Raw genomic sequence first — 17845 nt, forward strand, 5'->3', positions numbered from 1 at the left:
CATGTCCGAGCAACAGCATGTCCGTGCCGATGGGACGGTCACGTTCCTTCCACACCGGCTCAACAGGCACCCGGTGGTCGTGCGCGGCCTCACCGCCGACGAGTTGTGGATTTGCTGCGGCCTGTCCGGCGCTGCCGGCCTGGTGGTCGGCGCGCCGCTGTCCTGGGTGTTCCGCACGATTGCCATCGCGCCGACCTTTGTTGTCCTGGGCGTGGCGCTGGGCGTTTTCATCGGCGGCGGCATCCTGCGCCGCCTCAAGCGTGGGCGTCCCGACACCTGGCTGTACCGGCAGTTGCAATGGCGGATTGCCACGCGCCATCCGCTGATGGCCGGTTGGGTGGGCGGCCATGTGCTGATCTCGCGCTCCGGTTTCTGGACCACCCGCAGGGGCAGGCATGGGGGCGCACGATGAGCCGTTTCAAGAACGAGATCACCCACCTGCAGGCGCACATCAAGACGCTGCGCCTCGGCGCGGGTGCGCTGGTCATCGTCGCCCTGGTCATGGGCGGCGGTTGGTGGAGCGCGCCGCGCGACCTGACCATCCACGTCCCGCCTGACCTGCGCTCCGGCAGTACCCGCAAGTGGTGGGAGGTGCCGCCCGAGTCGATCTATGCGTTCACGTTCTACGTGTTCCAGACCCTCAATCGCTGGCCCACAAATGGCGAAGAAGACTACCCGCGCAACCTCCACACGCTCTCGCCATACCTCACCCCGTCCTGCCAGGCATTCCTCAAGGCGGACTACGACTACCGCCGCAGCACCGGCGAACTGCGCCAGCGTGTGCGTGGCATCTACGAAATCCCCGGCCGCAGTTATGGCGACAACCCCACGGCGCGCGTGCGTGTGATCTCCGACCGCGACTGGGTGGTGACATTGGACATCAGCGCCGACGAGTACTACGGCGCCGAGCAGGTCAAGCGCGCCCTGGTGCGCTACCCCGTGAAGGTCGCGCGGGTGGACGTCGATCCCGCACGCAACCCGTTCGGCCTGGTGATCGACTGCTACGAGGGCACGCCCCAGCGCATCAGCGCACCGGAGCCGACGCGCCCGGTGCCTGGTGGCCTGACGCCGCAAGCGCCTCAAGGAGGTAATTCCCCATGAAGCCCATGAAGCATCCTGTACTCGCGCTGCTGGGGCTGCTGGCCGTGGCCGCCGCAGTGGTCGTGTCCCCCGCTGTCCAGGCGGTGGAGATCCTGCGTTGGGAGCGCATGCCGCTGGCGGTGCCGTTGAAGGTCGGCCAGGAGCGCATCGTGTTCATCGACCGAAACGTCCGCGTGGGCGTTCCCGCAGGCGTCGGTGAGCGCTTGCGCGTGCAGAGCGCGGGCGGCGCGGTGTACCTGCGCGCCAGCGAGCCGATCGAGCCCACTCGGCTGCAATTGCAGGACGCCGACACCGGCGCGCTGATCCTGCTCGACATTGCGGCGGAGCCGCCCAAGGACGGCGAAGCCGAGCTGGAACCGGTGCGAATCGTCGAGGGCAACAACTCAACAGCGCGCTATGGCGATCAGCCTGACGGTGCCGATGCGCCCCATGCACGCGCTCAGGAGCAGGCGGGCACCCGGACGGCGCGGCGCGAAACGCCAATCCCCGTCGTGCTGACACGTTTTGCTGCGCAGAACCTCTACGCACCGCTGCGCACCGTGGAAGCCTTGCCAGGCGTCATGCGGGTCAACCTGCGCCGCGACCTCGACCTCGGCACGCTGATGCCGACCTTGCCGGCACGCGCGGTCGCGCTCGCCTCGTGGCGCCTGGAAGACCAGTGGGTCACTGCCGTGCGCCTGACCAACAGTAGCAGCGACTGGATCAGCCTCGACCCGCGCGTGCTGCAAGGGGATTTCCTCACCGCCACCTTCCAGCACGAGGCGCTTGGCCCGCGCGGAACCCCCGAGGACACCACCGTCCTGTACCTGGTGACGCGCGGGCACGGCCTCGCGCAATCGCTGCTGCCGGCGATCCATCGCTTCGACCCCGCTGTGCATCTCCCGCAGCCCAAAGCAGCAGCCAGCGACGACAGGGAGGCCCGCCATGCGCAGTAACGGACTCCTGAAGTGGCTGCTGATCCCCGTGGCCCTGCTGGTGCTGTTTGTCGCCATCCGGCTGTTTTCCGGTGGCGGTGCGTCGGCACCGCCTGTCGCGGATGGCGGCGGCAGGCTTACGCCGGAAGAAATGAAGGCGCTGGGCATCGAGGGTGACACCCCGCGCGACACCGTGGCGACGCTGGTTGCCCAGGTGAAGCAGTTGCGCACCGAGCTTCAGACCGCGCTGTCCGACAACAGGTCGCAGCGCGAGGAGAATCAGCGACTGCGCCAGCGCGAGAGCGCCATCGACCAGCGCATCAGTTCGGCCCTCGAATCCGAGCGCTCCGACCTGCGCCGTGACCAGCAGCAGGCGGCCAGCACGCGCCAGCAGACCGAGGGGCTGCTCGCCGACCTGCAGCAGCGCCTGGACAGCATCGGCGGACGTGGCGGTGGCCATGCCGATTTGCCGGTGGGGCTGGGCCTACGTGACGGCGACGAGGCTGGCATGGAAGGCGGTATGCGCTGGGTGGAGCCTGATGACGCGAAACAAAGCGACGGGCGCGGCAGGTCGAATGGCGGCATAAGCTTCCCCACCAGCTTCGGTTCCGCACAGAGCACGCTGGAAACCACAGCGCAAACCGTGGCGAACGCGGGTGCACGCGCCGCTGGCGTCAAGAGCGCGACGCCCGTCTATACCGTGCCGACCAACTCGACCCTGATGGGGTCGGTGGCAATGACGGCGCTGATTGGCCGCGTGCCGATCGACGGCACGGTGAACGATCCATACCCCTTCAAGGTCTTGGTCGGGCCTGACAATTTGACCGCGAACGGCATCGACATTCCCGATGTGGCCGGAGCCGTGTTCTCCGGCACCGCATCGGGCGACTGGACGCTTTCGTGTGTGCGCGGCCAGGTGCGCAGCATCACCTTCGTGTTCCATGACGGGACCATCCGCACCATTCCCGAGGATCGCGAGGGCAACCAGCAAAACAACCAACAACGCGACGGCCTGGGCTGGATCAGCGATCCGCACGGCATTCCCTGTGTCAGCGGCGAGCGGCGCAGCAATGCGCAGCAGTACCTCGGCACCCAGGCGCTGATCACGGCGGCAGGCGCTGGCGTGGCCTCACTGATCGAATCCGACAGCGGCAGGGCGTCCTATGTCGGCGCCGACGGCTCCATCGGCAGCGTGGGCATCAGCGGCCAGGAAGCCGTGGGCCGGATTCTCGCCAGTGGCGTTCAGGACATGTCGAGCTGGGTCAACAAGCTCTACGGCCAGGCCTTCGCTGCCGTTTATGTGCAGCCCGGCGCCAAGGTCGCCGTCCACCTCGAAAAGCCGCTCGCCATCGACTTCGATCCCGAAGGCCGCAAGGTCGATCACCGCGCAGGAGAAAGCCATGCTCTCGAACTTGAATAGCTGGGCTCAGGGCCTGGCGCTGGCCTTGACCGTCGCGCTGCTCGGCGGCTGCGCCACCAGCAAGGAAAAGCTGCTGCCTCATGGCGACAGCACGATGATGGACATCTGGCAGCAGAACGCCGGTGACGGCGGCGGTGGCGGCGGCCAGGTGGCGCGTAGGCAGTTGCTCGATGCGCGCCAGAGCCTTCGCCGTCCGCTGACCGAGATGGATGTGCAAGCCGCGCCCGTCGAGCAGATGCGCTATACGCGCACGGCGCGCAACGAGGTCTATCGCCAGTTCCAGCGCCTGCCCAACCCCGATCTGGTCATGTACGTGTATCCCCATTTGGCGGGCACCGACCCGGTGCCGATTCCGGGCTATACGACCGTGTTCCCGCTGTACCAGCGCGTGCAGTACGCCATGCCAGGCGAGCGCGTGGAGGACTACTGATGCGCTGGAAACTCTCCTGGCCGAAGCTGGCCGCACCGAAGCTGGACGCGTCCGGCGCTGGCGATGACGAGCAGCCGGACGGCTGGCAGCGCCACGTCGAGGCACTGCGTCAGGCCGGCATCCCCGAACCCGGCACGGCGGTGCAAGCTCGCAGGTCGGCGACCCTGGCAGACGAGCAGGCGCTGTACGAGGTCGCGCCGTCGTTCGTGGAACTGCTGCCCTGGGTGGAGTTCCTGCCGCAGTCGAAGGCCATGTTGCTGGAGGACGGGCAATCGGTGGCGGCGTTCTACGAGCTGGTGCCGCTGGGCACCGAAGGCCGGGAACCTGGCTGGCTCGCGCAGGCCCGCGATGCCTTGGAGAACGCGCTGCAGGACAGTTTCGATGAACTGGACGAGAACCCCTGGGTGCTGCAGCTCTACGCTCAGGACGAGCCCAGTTTCGACCAGTACATGCAGACCCTGCGCGACTATGTGCAGCCGCGCGCCCGTGATACGGCGTTCAGCGAGTTCTACCTGCGCTTCTTCGGCCACCACCTGCGCGCGGTGGCCAAGCCGGGCGGTCTGTTCGAGGACACGGTGGTCACACGGCTGCGCTGGCGCGGCCAGACCCGGCGCGTGCGCATGGTGGTCTATCGCCGCGTGACCGGCCAAGGGCAAAACAGCCGCCGCGGCCAGACGCCCGAGCAGATGCTCAATATCGTCTGCGACCGCCTGTGCGGCGGACTGGCGAACGCCGGCATTCAGGCCAGGCGCATGGTGGCTGCGGATGTTCACGACTGGCTGCTGCGCTGGTTCAACCCGCGTCCCACGTTGCTTGGGCCTGGGGCCGAAGACCGGGAGCGCTTCTATGCGCTGGCGCGCTACCCCGAAAGTACGGAGGCCGGCGAAGACGGCGAGATCGAATTGGCGAGCGGGCGGGATTTCAGCCAGCGGCTGTTCTTCGGCCAGCCGCGCTCCGACGTGGCGCATGGCACCTGGTACTTCGACGGCCTGCCGCACCGCGTGCTGATCACCGACCGCCTGCGCATGCCGCCGGGCACGGGGCACCTGACCGGCGAGACCCGCAAGGGCGATGCGATCAACACGCTGTTCGACCAGATGCCCGAGGACACCACCCTTTGCCTGACGATGGTCGCCACGCCCCAGGATGTTCTGGAAGCGGATCTCAACCACCTGGCGAAGAAGGCCGTGGGCGAGACGCTGGCGTCGGAGCAGACGCTCAAGGACGTGCATGAAGCCCGCTCCCTGATCGGCAGCGCGCGCAAGCTCTATCGCGGCACGCTGGCGTTCTACCTGCGCGGGCGCGATGAGGCGGAACTGGACCGACGCGGCCTGGACCTGGCGAACGTCATGCTCAACGCTGGCTTGCAGCCGGTGCGCGAGGACGACGAAGTAGCGCCGCTCAACAGTTACCTGCGCTGGCTACCGTGCTGCTACAACCCCAGCCAGGATCGCAAGAAGTGGTACACGCAACTGATGTTCGCCCAGCACGCGGCGAACCTCTCGCCGGTGTGGGGGCGCAGCCAGGGCACGGGGCATCCCGGCATCACGATGTTCAACCGCGGCGGCGGGCCGATCACCTTCGACCCGCTCAACCGCCTTGACCGGCAGATGAATGCCCACCTGTTTCTGTTCGGCCCGACGGGTTCGGGCAAGTCGGCGACCCTCAACAACCTCTTGAATCAGGTCACGGCGATCTACCGGCCACGGCTGTTCATTGTCGAGGCCGGCAACAGCTTCGGCCTGTTCAGCGATTTTGCCCGGCGCCTGGGTCTGACCGTGAACCGGGTCAAACTGGCCCCAGGCTCGGGTGTGACGCTCGCGCCGTTCGCGGATGCGCGGCGGCTGATCGAGACGCCCAGCGGCGTGCAGACGCTCGACGCCGATGCGCTGGACGAAGACCTTCCACCCGATGCTGTGGCCATGGAGGCGGATGAGCAGCGCGACGTGCTGGGCGAATTGGAGATCACCGCGCGGCTGATGATCACCGGCGGCGAAGACAAGGAAGAAGCCCGGATGACACGGGCCGACCGCTCGCTGATCCGTCAGTGCATCCTTGACGCCGCAGAGCACTGCCACAGAAAGGATGGCGAAAAGCGCACCGTGCTCACGCGCGATGTGCGCAACGCACTGCGAACGCGCAGTCAGGACCCGACGCTGCCGGAGCTGCGGCGTGTGCGACTGCTGGAGATGGCCGACGCCATGGACATGTTCTGCCAGGGCACGGACGGCGAGATGTTCGACCGCGACGGCTCGCCCTGGCCCGAAGCCGACATCACCCTGGTCGATCTGGCGACCTATGCCCGCGAGGGCTACAACGCGCAGCTCTCCATTGCCTACATCAGCCTGATCAGCACGGTGAACAACATTGCCGAGCGCGATCAGTACCTGGGCCGCCCGATCATCAACGTCACCGACGAAGGACACATCATCACCAAGAACCCGCTGCTCGCCCCCTACGTGGTGAAGATCACCAAGATGTGGCGCAAGCTGGGGGCCTGGTTCTGGCTTGCCACACAAAATATCGACGATCTTCCGCGCGCCGCAGAGCCCATGCTCAACATGATCGAGTGGTGGATCTGCCTGTCGATGCCGCCCGATGAGGTGGAGAAGATCGCGCGGTTCCGCGAACTCTCGCCTGCGCAGAAAGCATTGATGCTTTCCGCGCGCAAGGAAGCCGGGAAGTTCACCGAGGGCGTCATCCTCTCCAAGAGCCTGGAAGTGCTGTTCCGGGCTGTGCCGCCGAGCCTCTATCTCGCGCTCGCACAGACCGAACCCGAGGAGAAAGCCGAGCGTTACCAACTCATGCAGCAGCACGGCATCAGTGAACTCGACGCGGCCTTCAAGGTGGCTGAGAAGATCGACCAGGCGCGCGGCATCGAGTCGCCAGCCTTGGGCCTGCCGCAATAGCCGTCGGAGACTGCCGTGAAACCGAAACGTCCTTCCGTTCCGATGCCAGTCCAGGCGCTCCGCCGTCGGCGCTCGCGCAAGCGCTGGTCCTGGTTCTTGGCCGCTGGATTGATCACGCTGCTGATCTGGCTGGTGTCCCGCGCACCCAGCGAACCTGCGTCGCAGGCTCCCGCGCAGGTCAGCACCGCGCAGGTGGCCGGGCCTCCCTGGCAGATGGGCAACCCCGAGGGACGGTTCACGCTGACGCTCTATGCCGACCTCGCATGTCCGTTCTGCCGGGAGTACTTTCCGCAGCTCAAGCGCTGGGTGGGTGCCAACACGGACGTATCCCTGCAATGGCACCACCTGCCGTTGGCCGCGCATGAGCCGGCCGCCTCTGCCGAGGCACGCCTGGCCGAGTGCGCCGCCGAGACAGGTGGGCATGCGGCCTTCTGGCAGGCCATTGAATGGGTCTATGCGCACACGCGCAGCGACGGCCTGGGCTTGCCCGAGGGTCTGCGTTATCCCGGCCTCAACCCAGCCGTCGAGCAGTGTTTGGCAAGCGAGCGACCCGAAGCGTTGATTCGCGCTCAGGCCGAGGAAGCCATGAAGGGTGGCGTGACCGCGACGCCATCCCTGCGACTACAGGATCGCCAGACCGGCCAGGCGATCCTGCTGCAAGGGCCGATCGAAGGCGATGCACTGCTGTCGGCCATGGACATGCTGGCGGCTGAGGATTCGGTCGCTTCACCCACTACCGAAATGCCTGCCGACGTCGTCGGCGACATGCCCAGGTAGCCCGCGGTCATTGAGGCTACGGCGCAGCACGCTGCGCAGACCGCTACCCGTTCGCCTCGCATCCTGGCCGCGAACGATCACCGCTGCTGTGGTGATGGATGCACCTTGTTCCCTTGTTCCATTCCCAGGAGGGCCTGCCCTCCTGGGGCATGTGCGCCCTCCGATTTTCCTGCCTGGAGGTTCGCCATGTCTGTCGTCATCAATGATTCCTGCCTGGAGTCGCTTTCCGATATTTCTATTCAGAACGAGGACTGGATCGTTCAGCAAGCTATCGTGTTGCTGGAGCGGCGGGTTTTCAAAGCAGGGCCACGTCTTGAACGGCCCGCTGCAGTCAGGGACTACCTTCGCTTGAAGCTGGTCGCCGAGCCCAATGAGATATTCGTCGTCGTGTTCATGAACAGCATGCACGACGTGCTGGCCGTGGAGCCGATGTTCCATGGAACGATCAATGCGACCTCGGTCTATCCACGTGTCGTGCTGCAGCGAGCGTTGCAACTGAACGCCGCTGCGGTCATCTTCGCGCATCAGCACCCCTCGGGCACCACCGAGCCATCCAATGCGGATCGCTTGCTGACCGATCAGTTGAAGACGGCCTTGGCGCTTATCGACGTGCGGGTACTCGACCATTTTGTGATTGGTCAGGGCGCACCGTACTCGTTCGCCGAGTCTGGTCTTCTGTAATCACAGCGGGGGCTTCGGCCTCCGCTTTTTTCCATGCGGCAGCACCGAACAGGTATGCGGGGTGCCCGCGATGCGCATTGTTTGTTGGGGCGGCAGCGGGTTCGCGTTCGACTATGGCTCTGATCAACTTACAGGGCACGCGACATGCCAGCATCTTTATTCCGCTTCGCATCCGGCTGGCGAACCCTTGGCCTGGCCGTTGCACTGCCGGCATCCTTGGCCGTTTTCAGCCCAGCCACCTTCGCCACCGATGTGGTGGTCGTCACCGACAGCCGCCACCCGGTCAAGACCATGGGTGGAGAGCGGTTGATCGAGTTGGATGAAGGCCCGCGCATCGAAGCCGAGCTTTCCGCACAGCTGCCCGCCGATCCTGAGCAGGCCACGGCCATCGTCAAGCGCCGCCTGAACAACGGTGGTGCCGACCTCCAGCGCCGCATCGCTGCCGCATACCAGGGCGTCTTCGACGCATGGAGCATGGGCGTCACCAGCATCCCGGCGGTCGTGGTGGATCAGCGTTACGTGGTCTATGGCGAGCCGGACGTGGCCCGTGCCGTCGCGCGCGTTGCGCAACACCGGAGGCCGCAGCCATGACCCGACCCTTCGAGCGTATGCGCCGCCTGCGTGCTGGCGTGGCGTCAATGCTGCTGCTCAGCGCCACGGGCAGCTACGCCCTCAACACCGCAACCATCGTTGGTTCAGTGGCATCGCCGGACTGCCTCGAATACCGCGTTGTCGGCATCTGCTACTGGCTCTACTGCACCTGGACGGGCTGCACGGTGCGCACGTCGATCAAGGTCCGCCACTACATCCCCGATGCGGTCGTCTCCAGCTACAGCAACACCGGCGAGAACCCCTGGGTCGAAGTCCGGGCGATGAGCGCGCCCAACCCATCCGCGCAGGCTGGCGGGGACGGCACCACCAACGAAGACCACGAGAACAATCTCGCAAAGTTCAAGAATGCAGATGTGATCGGCCACCCCGGTGTCGAGGTGTTCAACCAGTTCGTCTCGTCTTTGGGCTACTTTTGCGAGGGTGCGGGTACGGCGTTCATGCCGTACCTGCTCAGCACCCTGGACACACTGGCCTGGCGCTACAACGTGCCGGAGATGGCCTACCCGGAGGCACTGATTCCGGGCAGGCGCGAGGTCGGCGCGCGCACCACGATGAACCTCTGGGGCAACGTGTATCCGCGTGGCGGCTTCCTGCACCAGACCGACGACCACAAGGCTGGCGCCGTGGTGGCCCAGCGCGCTGGCGATGTCGTCACCCGCCGTGGACAAATCCACGTCTATCAGCCGCTGCTCGCCAACTCGCGGCCCGGCTACTGGCCTGCCGGCGCGCTGATGGAAAGCGATGCCTCGACGGGCAAATGGCAGGAACTCACGCCCGTCCTGTCCTCGTCCTGCACGGTGTTCCCGCGCAGCGGCTTTCTGACCCAGGCGCAGCAAGGCGACTACGCCTGGGCGCTGTGGCGGCCCTATGCGTGCTGCGAACGCCGGGGCCAGGTGTTCCTCGGCAGCGTCGATTTCCAATGAGGGTACGGCGATGAAGCGTCCTGAACTGACAAACCTCTCCATCAAGGCGTGCCGCCTGCTGCGTCCCACGGTATTGACTGGGGTGTTGACCGGGGCGCTGGCTGGCGCACTCGTTCTTGGCGGCGGCCTGGCGTGGGCGCAGGCCGGATTTCAGACCGGCGGCTCCGTGATCGGCGACGAAGTGATGTATTCGATTGGCGGCGGCAGCGCGGTGTCCATGGGCCGCGCGGCCGGCATGCGCTCGATCGGCGTTGGCGTGGGCTGGAACAGCAACCTGATCTGCGGCGACATGAGCATCCAGACCACGCTGCGCAACCAGCTCAACGGCGTCACCAACGGCTTTCAGCAGATCATGAGCAACGTGATCCAGAGCGCCACCAGCGCGGTGGCATCGCTGCCTGCGCTGATCATCCAGCGCGCCGATCCCGGCCTGTACAACCTGCTGACCAACGGCGTGCTGCAGGCGCGCCTGGATTTCGACCGCTCCAAGCTGACCTGCCGTGCCATGGCCGAGAAGATGGCCGACACGGCGGGCGGACAACTCGGCTGGAGCCAGATGGCCGAAGGCATGGCACTGCGCGATGCGGTGTCGAGCACGGATGCCGTGTCGGCAATTGAACAGGCGGAGACGCGCCGCGGCAACGACGGCGTGCCTTGGGTGGGTGGTAGCAATGCGGGCGGCGCAGGCCAGTCGGCCATCCGCGTGGTCGGCGACGTCACCCGCGCAGGCTACAACCTGGTCAACGGCCGCAGCGTGACCGACACATCGTCCATCGCTGCCGCCAGTTGCGCGAGTCTGTCTTGCCAGACCTGGACCTCGCCACAGCAGGCGACCGAATGGGCCACACGGGTTCTCGGCGAACAGGTGCAGCGCACTTGCGATGCCTGCACCAAGACCGAAACGGTGCCCGGCGTCGGGCTGACGCCGCTGATCCAGGAGGAGTACGAGGCAAAGCTGGAAGCCTTGCAGGAACTGGTCTCGGGAACGCGCAACACCACCTTCGAGAACCTGCGTGCGGCTGGCAGCACCTCGCTGCCCATCACACGCGGCGTCATCGAGGCGCTGCGCGACGAGCCGGATCAAGACCTGCTGGCGCGGCGCCTGGCCTCGGAGGTCGCGCTGGCGTCGGTGCTGGAGAAGGCATTGCTGCTCCAGCGCACCCTGCTGACCGGCAAGAAGGAGCCCAACGTCGCGGCGAACCAGTTGGCGGTCGAGGCCGTGAACCACGAGAGCGACACGCTCGACCAGGAAATCCGCAACCTCAAGACCGAGCTGGAGCTGCGCCGCGAGCTGGCGAACAACTCGCCCATGGCCATCATCCAGCGCCATGGCACACGCGCGGCTGGCTCACGTGGCATCTACGAAGGCGATCCCATTCCCGACCGCCTCGACCGGCTCCAGAAGGGCAATCCGGGAGGCAACCCATGAACCCGTCGCGTGCCAGCTGGCTGCGCCCGCGCTGGCTGTTCAACCGGCGCGCGATGAAGGCGCTGCTGTGGACGGTGTTGCTCGTTGCCGCCGCTGTGGGCGCCAACATCGTCGGCATTTATCTCGTCGGCAGCGTTGCCAACTGGGAGCGGTGGCTGGCGGCCACGGCAGGCTACTTTCTAGTGTGGCGGATGTGCCTGTACGGCGCGACAGCCTACGGCTGGGTCTGGATGCGCCGCCGGCTGCTGGCGCGTGAGGCCCAACGCGGGGCTGATAGGCAGGCGCGACGGCGCCTGCTGCGCAGCGAGATCGCCGGCGTCGCCGCCATTGTGGCGCTGGAAGCCAGCCTGTTGATGCAGGCCGCTTGAAGGGGCGAGGACATGACGCTTTTCACCACCGACTACTTGGAGTACTACCTGACGCTGGTGTCGTGGATCGTCCACAACGGCATCTGGGCGGTACTGGTGGCGAGCGGTGTATTCGCGCTGCCTTTCATTGCCATCATCGTGCAGGAATGGTTGAAGGCCCGTGCGGAGGGTGCCGACGAAGGCAACAAGGGCGTGCTCTCGGCTGCGCGCATCGAGAACCGGGTGTTCGTCGCCATCGTGGTGGTGATGTTCGCCGGCATACCGTTCATCGACGTGGACCTCAACACCATCCGCTACGACAGCGCACGCTCGGCCCAATGCCAGGTCAGCGTGCCGCAGCCCACAGATACCGGTTGGTCGCAGTCCTTCAGCACTATCAACAACCAGTCGGCGAAGGTGCCCGTCTGGTGGGCCTTTATGCACACACTCTCGCGCGCCGTCACGGGGGCCTCGGTGGCGGCGATCCCTTGCGGGACCGATCTACGGCAGATGAGGATGGAGATCGACGCGACCCGCATCGACGACCCGGTATTGGCTCAGGAAGTGGCGGATTTCTCGCGAGACTGCTACGGATCGGCGCGCGCCAAGCTCTTCATGCAGCGCCCAAACCTCGATGAGGCGCAGATGCACGACGTGACCTGGATCGGCTCGCGCTTCTTCACGGACACCGGCGGCTACTACGACACCTACCGCTCCAGCACGCCACGCGACGATTGGCCCTACGACAGCACCCGCGACGCGGGGCTTGCGCAGGTGGCCAGTGGTGGCGGCTACCCGACCTGCAGGCAATGGTGGGCCGATGCCGGCAATGGCCTGCGCGCACGCCTGCTGGGGCAGGTAGACCCAAGCCTGCTGAATCGCCTAGCGGGCTGGGCCGGATTCCTGACCCGTGCCGATGTGGACGACTCGGTGATCCGCACCATCGCCTCGCCACGGCAGCAGAAATTGAACCAGGGCAGCGTCTATACGGACTACGGCGGCCAGATCGACAAGACCCTGCCGAACACCGTGACGCGGGCCACGGGCGACGTAGGGATGGCTGTCGGCGCGATGGCCGCGTTTCCCGCCATGGACGTGGTGCGCCAGGCGCTGCCCATGGTGCTCGCCTTGCTCAAGATGGCGCTGGTCATCTGCATCCCGCTCGTGCTGGTTGTGGGCACCTATGACCTGAAGACCGTCGTCACCGTCAGCGTCGTGCAGTTCGCGCTGTTCTTCGTCGATTTCTGGTTCCAGCTCGCGCGCTGGATCGACAGCACCATCCTCGATGCGCTTTATGGCTGGGGATTCGGCTGGAACCGGCCACACAGCAACTTCGACCCGCTGGTGGGGATGAACAACGCCTTTGGCGACATGCTGCTGATGTTCGTCACGGGAACGATGTTTATTGTGCTGCCTACGTTCTGGATCATGGCCCTGGCTTGGGCGGGCGTTCGCGCCGGTAACGTCTTACAAGGCCTGGCTGGAGCTACCGGAGATGCCAAGGCCGCTGGCGGAAAGGGAGGAAGTACCGCAATCAGCGCGGTGCCGAAGAAGTGAGCACAGCTAATCGTCCTGGACATGAGGGTCAATGCGAAAACCATCGTAGGTGTACAGGCCGAATCCGGCAGGCCCGTTTCGCCATTCTGGTTCGGGCAGTTCATCGTTCAAGTCGGCATTGCGCGCCATCCAGGCAACCACCATGACGAACACCAGTAGCAGCGCCATCCAGAAGACTGCATAGAACAGCAATCCCAGCACAACCAGCTTGACCGTCCACAGCAGCACGGTGGCACCTGCCATCGGCACGCCCTTGGATACCAACCAGTTCGACGCTCGCCGTTCGCCACGCACATAGGCGCGCCATCCGCGGCCCAAGGCGCGGCCGAGGCGTTCTGCGGTGCTGATGCGGGTCGTCGTGTTCATGGTCGTCACCTTCTACATGTGAAATTGCTACTCCAGTTTGCTCCAATCCTGCTGGCTTGCCTGTACCAATGCGCTCCATTCGTCCGGCGGGTTCCCGCGCCCGAGCATCTTCTCGAACACGGCATACGGGTCCGATTTGCTTCCCGAAGACCGCAGGGTCTGTTCATCGTTGACCCAGGCGTACACGATGACCTTCGCCTTCGAGTCGTAGCGGAAAAACAGCCGGTATCGCCTTCCGAGCTTGGCCCGCCGCCAGTGACGATAGGCCGGCCCCATGGTGTTGCCTTGACGGTAGTCATCGCGCGCCGGATCACTCGGCACCACGTCTTGTATCAACTGGGTCAAGGCCCGGAAGAACTTGACGTTGGCGTTCGATCCGAACCCTTCCGGATCGTTGTCTTGGGCGCGCAGCACGGCCGCGCGCAGCTTCATCATCTGCTCGATCAGGTTGTCGTGGAACAGCAGTGTCCAGCCATGCTGTTGCATCAGATTTCCACGTCCTCATCGAAATCATCACCCAGGTCCACCTTGTGCCCCGCGTGCTCCAGCATGGTGCGAGCCAGATCCTCGGGCAGGCCACGCACATTCCGGCCTGCTTCAATGTCGCGGGCCAGCAGGGTCAGGAACGCGGCAATGGCCGGGTCCTCGTGCTCGGCATCAGCGCGGGTCACGACGACCTCACTGCCACGAAGCTCGAACGCGAGCTTGCTACCGGTATCGGCGCCAAGCGCCTGCCGGATGGACTTGGGCAGCGTGATCTGGCCTTTGGAGGTCAGCGTGGCAACTTCGTGAATGGCAGGCATGGTGGCTCTCCTGATCGCAATGTCTATATTGTAAGGAAATATCCTTACCGTGTCAATGAGAGGTCTCACCGGGGTTCTCCAGCATCCAACAATGAATCTCATCGTAGGGCGGGACAGCCAGCCTTCCCGCATCAATCTGGCCCCGCCACACCCGCATTGACGGTGGACGACCAATGCTCACCGCTCTATATCCAAAGGCTTCTAAAGGCCAAAGGGCCGAAATGGCAAGGGAATGGGGTGCAAGGGGAAAGGCCCTACCCGAAAAGGCGAAAAGGCCTCCCGCTTGGCCCGCAACCAGGACACCCACATGCTCTCTCTGTTCCAGCGAAAACGGCCCCTGGACGCTGCCGCTCCATCGCCAGCACCCACCACCGATCTCCCGAAAGGGCTGATCTGGCCGGAATCAGCCGCGTCGCTGCTGGCGACACCGCGCCGACAGAAGCTGCTGGAACACATCTGGCAGCGCACCTCGCTCTCGCGCAGGCAGTTCGCCGCGCTGTACCGCGCGCCGCTGGAACGCTATGCCGAGCTGGTCCAGGCTTTCCCCGCCTCCGAAGCGCATCACCATGCTTACCCAGGCGGCATGCTCGACCACGGGCTGGAAATCGTCGCCTACAGCCTCAAGCTGCGGCAGTCCCATTTGCTGCCCATCGGCGCCAACCCCGAGGACCAGGCCGCGCAAGCCGAGGTCTGGACTGCTGCCGTCGCCTACGCCGCACTGCTGCACGACATCGGCAAGCTCGCCGTCGATCTGCACGTCGAACAGGCCGACGGCAGCACTTGGCATCCGTGGCACGGCCCACTGCACCAGCCATACCGCTTCCGCTACCGTGACGATCGCGAGTACCGCCTGCACAGCGCCGCGACGGGCTTGCTCTATCGCCAACTGCTTGACCGCGAAGTCCTGGACTGGCTCAGCGGCTATCCGTCGCTGTGGGCACCGCTGCTCTACGTCCTGGCCGGACAGTACGAGCACGCTGGGGTGCTGGGCGAACTGGTGGTGCAGGCCGACCGGGCTTCCGTGGCCCAGGAACTGGGCGGCGACCCCACACGCGCCATGGCTGCGCCCAAGCACGCGCTGCAACGCAAGCTGCTAGACGGGCTGCGTTATCTGCTCAAAGAAGAGTTGAAGCTGAACCAGCCGGAAGCCTCCGATGGCTGGCTCACCGAAGATGGTTTGTGGCTGGTGAGCAAGACGGTCTCGGACAAGCTGCGCGCGCACCTGCTGTCCCAGGGCATCAACGGTATTCCTGTGAACAACACCGCGGTGTTCAACGTGCTGCAGGACCACGGCATGTTGCAGCCCACAGCAGACGGCAAAGCGATTTGGCGCGCTACCGTGACCAGTTCCACCGGCTGGAGCCACTCGTTCACGCTGCTCCGCCTCGCGCCAGCGCTGATCTGGGAATCTGGTGAGCGACCAGCACCCTTTGCAGGGATGGTGACGATCGACACGCCCACCGCAGGTGAAGATGCCAAGGTAGCGGCCACCCTTTCTGCGGACGGCGCGGCGTCAGCCTTGGAAAACCAAAACGCTCCGCCAGCGGAAGGTAGTGGCATCGCATCGGCACCTCCATCCAAGGCACAGGCCATACCCGACGCCATGGAGGACATGCTGGCGATGGTGGGAACGGAAAACTCGCCAACCACCGATCAGGATGTGGAAACCGTCCCGGACGAAATACCCATCGTTCTTGCCGATACGCCCCCGCCGACCTTGGCCGACGTTGCGCCTTCACGGCCGGTTTCCACGTCCTCGACGACACAGCCATCCGGCGAGCACTTCATGGCGTGGCTGAAACAGGGCATCGCCACGCGGCGGCTCATCATCAACGATGCGAAAGCACTGGTGCATTCCGTGAGCGACACCGCCTACCTGGTCAGCCCTGGCGTATTTCAGCGCTATGCGCAGGAGCACCCGCAGGTAGGGAAACTGGCCAAACAGGAGAACCTGCAGGATTGGCAGTGGGTGCAGAAGCGTTTCGAGCGACTGCAATTGCATCGCAAACAGCCGAGTGGTCTGAACATCTGGACCTGCGAAGTCACAGGCCCCAGAAAATCACGGAAGCTACACGGCTACCTGCTTCTTCCGCCACAATCGGTATTCTGTGAAATGCCACAAAACAACCCCTACCTGGCCGTGCTTCCGACGTAAATGACCAGACTCATTCAGCACCAGAAGATCCGCCATTCTTGAGTTCGGCAAACTTCGCAGCCATTGTTGGGTTACTCCGAGTCAACTTCTTGATCGTCACGTCCTGCGCCTTGTCGTTCGCGAGTCGAAGATTTCTGTCGGTGCCAAGCAGGGCCTCTTTTGTCTTCTGTAGGTGATCGATCGACTTGTCGATTTCATCGATTGCCGTCTGAAATCGCCTGGAGGCGAGGTCGTAGTTTTTGGCGAATGCAGTCTTGAACGTATCCAGCTGGGCCTCGAAATTCGTGATATCGATATTTTGCGCCTTCACGAGCGCCAGCTCGGATTTGTACTTGAGCGAATTCATTGCCGCATTTCGTAGCAGGGTGATGATGGGGAGGAAGAATTGCGGCCGGACAACATACATTTTTGGGTAACGGTGGGACACATCAATGATTCCCGTATTGTATAGCTCACTTTCAGGTTCGAGCAGAGAAACCAGCACTGCATACTCGCAACCCTTCTCAGTGCGATCCTTATCAAGCTCCTTCAGGAAATCTTCATTTTTCTTCCTGGCGGCGGTTTCATCATTCTCGTTCTTCATCTCAAACATAATCGAGACGATCTCAGTTCCAGCTTCATCTGAGTCGCGAAATATGTAGTCCCCCTTACTTCCGCTGCGCGCATCATTGTCCTTCTCAAAATACGCCCTTGGAAATGCGGTAGCGCGAATTCGATTGAATTCGGTCTCACAATGCTGCTCTAGCGTTTCGCCAACCATTTTGGTCGATAATCGCGCCTTCATGTCCCGTAGACGCTCGATTGCGTCATCGCGATCCTTGATCTGCGTCTCGTACTTTTCTTTCAAAGATTTCTCGGCAAGATGCTTTTCAAGTTCTGCCCGTTGCAAGCCGCTCTTCATTTCGTCACGCTCTCTCTCGACTGCGTTGACTGCTTCAGTAATGGCAAGCTTTTTCTCAATAACAATGGCGTCGAGTTTCGCCTTAAGTTCCTGTATCTCCGATTCCTTTGCTGCAGCGGCCTTTTGCACTTCGCTTATGAGCGTGACCTCTGCCAACTTGGATACAGCTTGCTTGTCGCGCTTCGCCTGTTCTAATTCATTTGCAAGCGTGTCACGCTCTTTTTCCACCGCATTCAATGCCTCGGCCACGGCGAGTTGCCGCGCAACCTCTCCGGCATCAAGCCTGGCTTTCAGCTCCTGAATCTCGGCATCCTTGGCGGATGCGGCTTTCTGTAATTCGTTGGCAACCTTGGCCTCAGCCAGCTCAACCGCATTGCGTTTTTCCTGTTCGGCCAACTCTAGCCGTTCATGTAACTGTCTCTCGAAATCGCTATCTCGAACCTGCTTCAGGATGTCCGCGTACCCAGCTTCGTCGATCTTGAATGCTTTCCTGCAGTGAGGGCAGATTATTTCATGCATG

18 protein-coding genes are annotated in these 17845 nt (G+C 64.0%); 14 read left to right on the forward strand and 4 right to left on the reverse strand.

The window, feature by feature from the left end:
• Position 1: 1 nt before the first annotated feature.
• The 13 genes from WG219_14880 to WG219_14940 all read left to right on the forward strand — a co-directional run bounded on the left by WG219_14880 (position 2) and on the right by WG219_14940 (position 13100).
• Positions 2-412 carry a TIGR03750 family conjugal transfer protein gene (locus tag WG219_14880; GenBank protein ID WXL24598.1) on the forward strand — a complete coding sequence of 137 codons (411 nt, stop codon included), beginning with the start codon at positions 2-4 and terminating at the stop codon, positions 410-412.
• Positions 409-1101 (forward strand): TIGR03746 family integrating conjugative element protein, encoded by a 693-nt coding sequence (locus WG219_14885; protein ID WXL24599.1) that lies wholly within the window; start codon positions 409-411, stop codon positions 1099-1101. Before WG219_14880 ends, WG219_14885 begins: the two co-directional genes overlap by 4 nt.
• 5 nt (positions 1102-1106) lie before the next feature.
• A complete protein-coding gene (locus tag WG219_14890; GenBank protein WXL28015.1) occupies positions 1107-2036 on the forward strand; it encodes a TIGR03749 family integrating conjugative element protein in 930 nt (309 codons plus the stop codon).
• On the forward strand, positions 2026-3435 hold the full coding sequence (locus tag WG219_14895) for a TIGR03752 family integrating conjugative element protein (protein ID WXL24600.1): 1410 nt from the start codon (positions 2026-2028) through the stop codon (positions 3433-3435). The genes WG219_14890 and WG219_14895 overlap by 11 nt, the downstream gene beginning before the upstream one ends.
• Positions 3416-3865 carry a TIGR03751 family conjugal transfer lipoprotein gene (locus WG219_14900; GenBank protein WXL24601.1) on the forward strand — a complete coding sequence of 150 codons (450 nt, stop codon included), beginning with the start codon at positions 3416-3418 and terminating at the stop codon, positions 3863-3865. Before WG219_14895 ends, WG219_14900 begins: the two co-directional genes overlap by 20 nt.
• Positions 3865-6774, forward strand: coding sequence for a conjugative transfer ATPase (locus tag WG219_14905; protein WXL24602.1), 2910 nt, complete (start codon positions 3865-3867; stop codon positions 6772-6774). The genes WG219_14900 and WG219_14905 overlap by 1 nt, the downstream gene beginning before the upstream one ends.
• Before the next feature lie 15 nt (positions 6775-6789).
• A complete protein-coding gene (locus tag WG219_14910) occupies positions 6790-7551 on the forward strand; it encodes a thioredoxin domain-containing protein (GenBank protein WXL24603.1) in 762 nt (253 codons plus the stop codon).
• Between the two features lie 186 nt (positions 7552-7737).
• Positions 7738-8232 (forward strand): JAB domain-containing protein, encoded by a 495-nt coding sequence (locus WG219_14915; protein ID WXL24604.1) that lies wholly within the window; start codon positions 7738-7740, stop codon positions 8230-8232.
• Between the two features lie 144 nt (positions 8233-8376).
• A complete protein-coding gene (locus WG219_14920; protein ID WXL24605.1) occupies positions 8377-8823 on the forward strand; it encodes a TIGR03757 family integrating conjugative element protein in 447 nt (148 codons plus the stop codon).
• Positions 8820-9767 (forward strand): TIGR03756 family integrating conjugative element protein, encoded by a 948-nt coding sequence (locus WG219_14925; protein WXL24606.1) that lies wholly within the window; start codon positions 8820-8822, stop codon positions 9765-9767. Before WG219_14920 ends, WG219_14925 begins: the two co-directional genes overlap by 4 nt.
• A gap of 10 nt (positions 9768-9777) precedes the next feature.
• Positions 9778-11196, forward strand: coding sequence for an integrating conjugative element protein (locus WG219_14930; protein ID WXL24607.1), 1419 nt, complete (start codon positions 9778-9780; stop codon positions 11194-11196).
• Positions 11193-11564, forward strand: coding sequence for a hypothetical protein (locus WG219_14935; GenBank protein ID WXL24608.1), 372 nt, complete (start codon positions 11193-11195; stop codon positions 11562-11564). The genes WG219_14930 and WG219_14935 overlap by 4 nt, the downstream gene beginning before the upstream one ends.
• Before the next feature lie 12 nt (positions 11565-11576).
• A complete protein-coding gene (locus WG219_14940) occupies positions 11577-13100 on the forward strand; it encodes a conjugal transfer protein TraG N-terminal domain-containing protein (GenBank protein ID WXL24609.1) in 1524 nt (507 codons plus the stop codon).
• Between the two features lie 6 nt (positions 13101-13106).
• Here the strand turns inward: WG219_14940 and WG219_14945 are convergent, their stop codons facing one another.
• From WG219_14945 to WG219_14955, 3 genes are read right to left on the reverse strand one after another with little or no spacing between them, the layout of a single operon-like run.
• Positions 13107-13466, reverse strand: a complete 360-nt coding sequence (locus WG219_14945; GenBank protein WXL24610.1) for a DUF3742 family protein — start codon at positions 13464-13466, stop codon at positions 13107-13109.
• 27 nt (positions 13467-13493) lie between these two features.
• Positions 13494-13952 carry a type II toxin-antitoxin system YhaV family toxin gene (locus WG219_14950; protein WXL24611.1) on the reverse strand — a complete coding sequence of 153 codons (459 nt, stop codon included), beginning with the start codon at positions 13950-13952 and terminating at the stop codon, positions 13494-13496.
• On the reverse strand, positions 13952-14269 hold the full coding sequence (locus tag WG219_14955; GenBank protein WXL24612.1) for a type II toxin-antitoxin system PrlF family antitoxin: 318 nt from the start codon (positions 14267-14269) through the stop codon (positions 13952-13954). The genes WG219_14950 and WG219_14955 overlap by 1 nt, the downstream gene beginning before the upstream one ends.
• A gap of 307 nt (positions 14270-14576) precedes the next feature.
• Between WG219_14955 and mobH the strand changes: the two genes are divergently transcribed.
• On the forward strand, positions 14577-16424 hold the full coding sequence (gene mobH / locus WG219_14960; protein ID WXL24613.1) for a MobH family relaxase: 1848 nt from the start codon (positions 14577-14579) through the stop codon (positions 16422-16424).
• A 10-nt stretch (positions 16425-16434) separates the two neighbouring features.
• Here mobH and WG219_14965 read toward each other — a convergent pair whose 3' ends face one another.
• Positions 16435-17844 carry a DUF2130 domain-containing protein gene (locus tag WG219_14965; protein WXL24614.1) on the reverse strand — a complete coding sequence of 470 codons (1410 nt, stop codon included), beginning with the start codon at positions 17842-17844 and terminating at the stop codon, positions 16435-16437.
• Position 17845 lies beyond the last annotated feature (1 nt).

Source organism: Pseudomonas mendocina (assembly GCA_037482215.1).
Lineage (GTDB): Bacteria > Pseudomonadota > Gammaproteobacteria > Pseudomonadales > Pseudomonadaceae > Aquipseudomonas > Aquipseudomonas mendocina_E.

Coding starts and splice junctions, on each gene's coding strand:
- WG219_14880 (WXL24598.1), top strand. CDS start 2: ATGTCCGAGCAACAGCATGTCCGTGCCGATGGGACGGTCACGTTCCTT.
- WG219_14885 (WXL24599.1), top strand. CDS start 409: ATGAGCCGTTTCAAGAACGAGATCACCCACCTGCAGGCGCACATCAAG.
- WG219_14890 (WXL28015.1), top strand. CDS start 1,107: ATGAAGCATCCTGTACTCGCGCTGCTGGGGCTGCTGGCCGTGGCCGCC.
- WG219_14895 (WXL24600.1), top strand. CDS start 2,026: ATGCGCAGTAACGGACTCCTGAAGTGGCTGCTGATCCCCGTGGCCCTG.
- WG219_14900 (WXL24601.1), top strand. CDS start 3,416: ATGCTCTCGAACTTGAATAGCTGGGCTCAGGGCCTGGCGCTGGCCTTG.
- WG219_14905 (WXL24602.1), top strand. CDS start 3,865: ATGCGCTGGAAACTCTCCTGGCCGAAGCTGGCCGCACCGAAGCTGGAC.
- WG219_14915 (WXL24604.1), top strand. CDS start 7,738: ATGTCTGTCGTCATCAATGATTCCTGCCTGGAGTCGCTTTCCGATATT.
- WG219_14920 (WXL24605.1), top strand. CDS start 8,377: ATGCCAGCATCTTTATTCCGCTTCGCATCCGGCTGGCGAACCCTTGGC.
- WG219_14925 (WXL24606.1), top strand. CDS start 8,820: ATGACCCGACCCTTCGAGCGTATGCGCCGCCTGCGTGCTGGCGTGGCG.
- WG219_14930 (WXL24607.1), top strand. CDS start 9,778: ATGAAGCGTCCTGAACTGACAAACCTCTCCATCAAGGCGTGCCGCCTG.
- WG219_14935 (WXL24608.1), top strand. CDS start 11,193: ATGAACCCGTCGCGTGCCAGCTGGCTGCGCCCGCGCTGGCTGTTCAAC.
- WG219_14940 (WXL24609.1), top strand. CDS start 11,577: ATGACGCTTTTCACCACCGACTACTTGGAGTACTACCTGACGCTGGTG.
- WG219_14945 (WXL24610.1), bottom strand. CDS start 13,466: ATGAACACGACGACCCGCATCAGCACCGCAGAACGCCTCGGCCGCGCC.
- WG219_14950 (WXL24611.1), bottom strand. CDS start 13,952: ATGCAACAGCATGGCTGGACACTGCTGTTCCACGACAACCTGATCGAG.
- WG219_14955 (WXL24612.1), bottom strand. CDS start 14,269: ATGCCTGCCATTCACGAAGTTGCCACGCTGACCTCCAAAGGCCAGATC.
- mobH (WXL24613.1), top strand. CDS start 14,577: ATGCTCTCTCTGTTCCAGCGAAAACGGCCCCTGGACGCTGCCGCTCCA.
- WG219_14965 (WXL24614.1), bottom strand. CDS start 17,844: ATGCATGAAATAATCTGCCCTCACTGCAGGAAAGCATTCAAGATCGAC.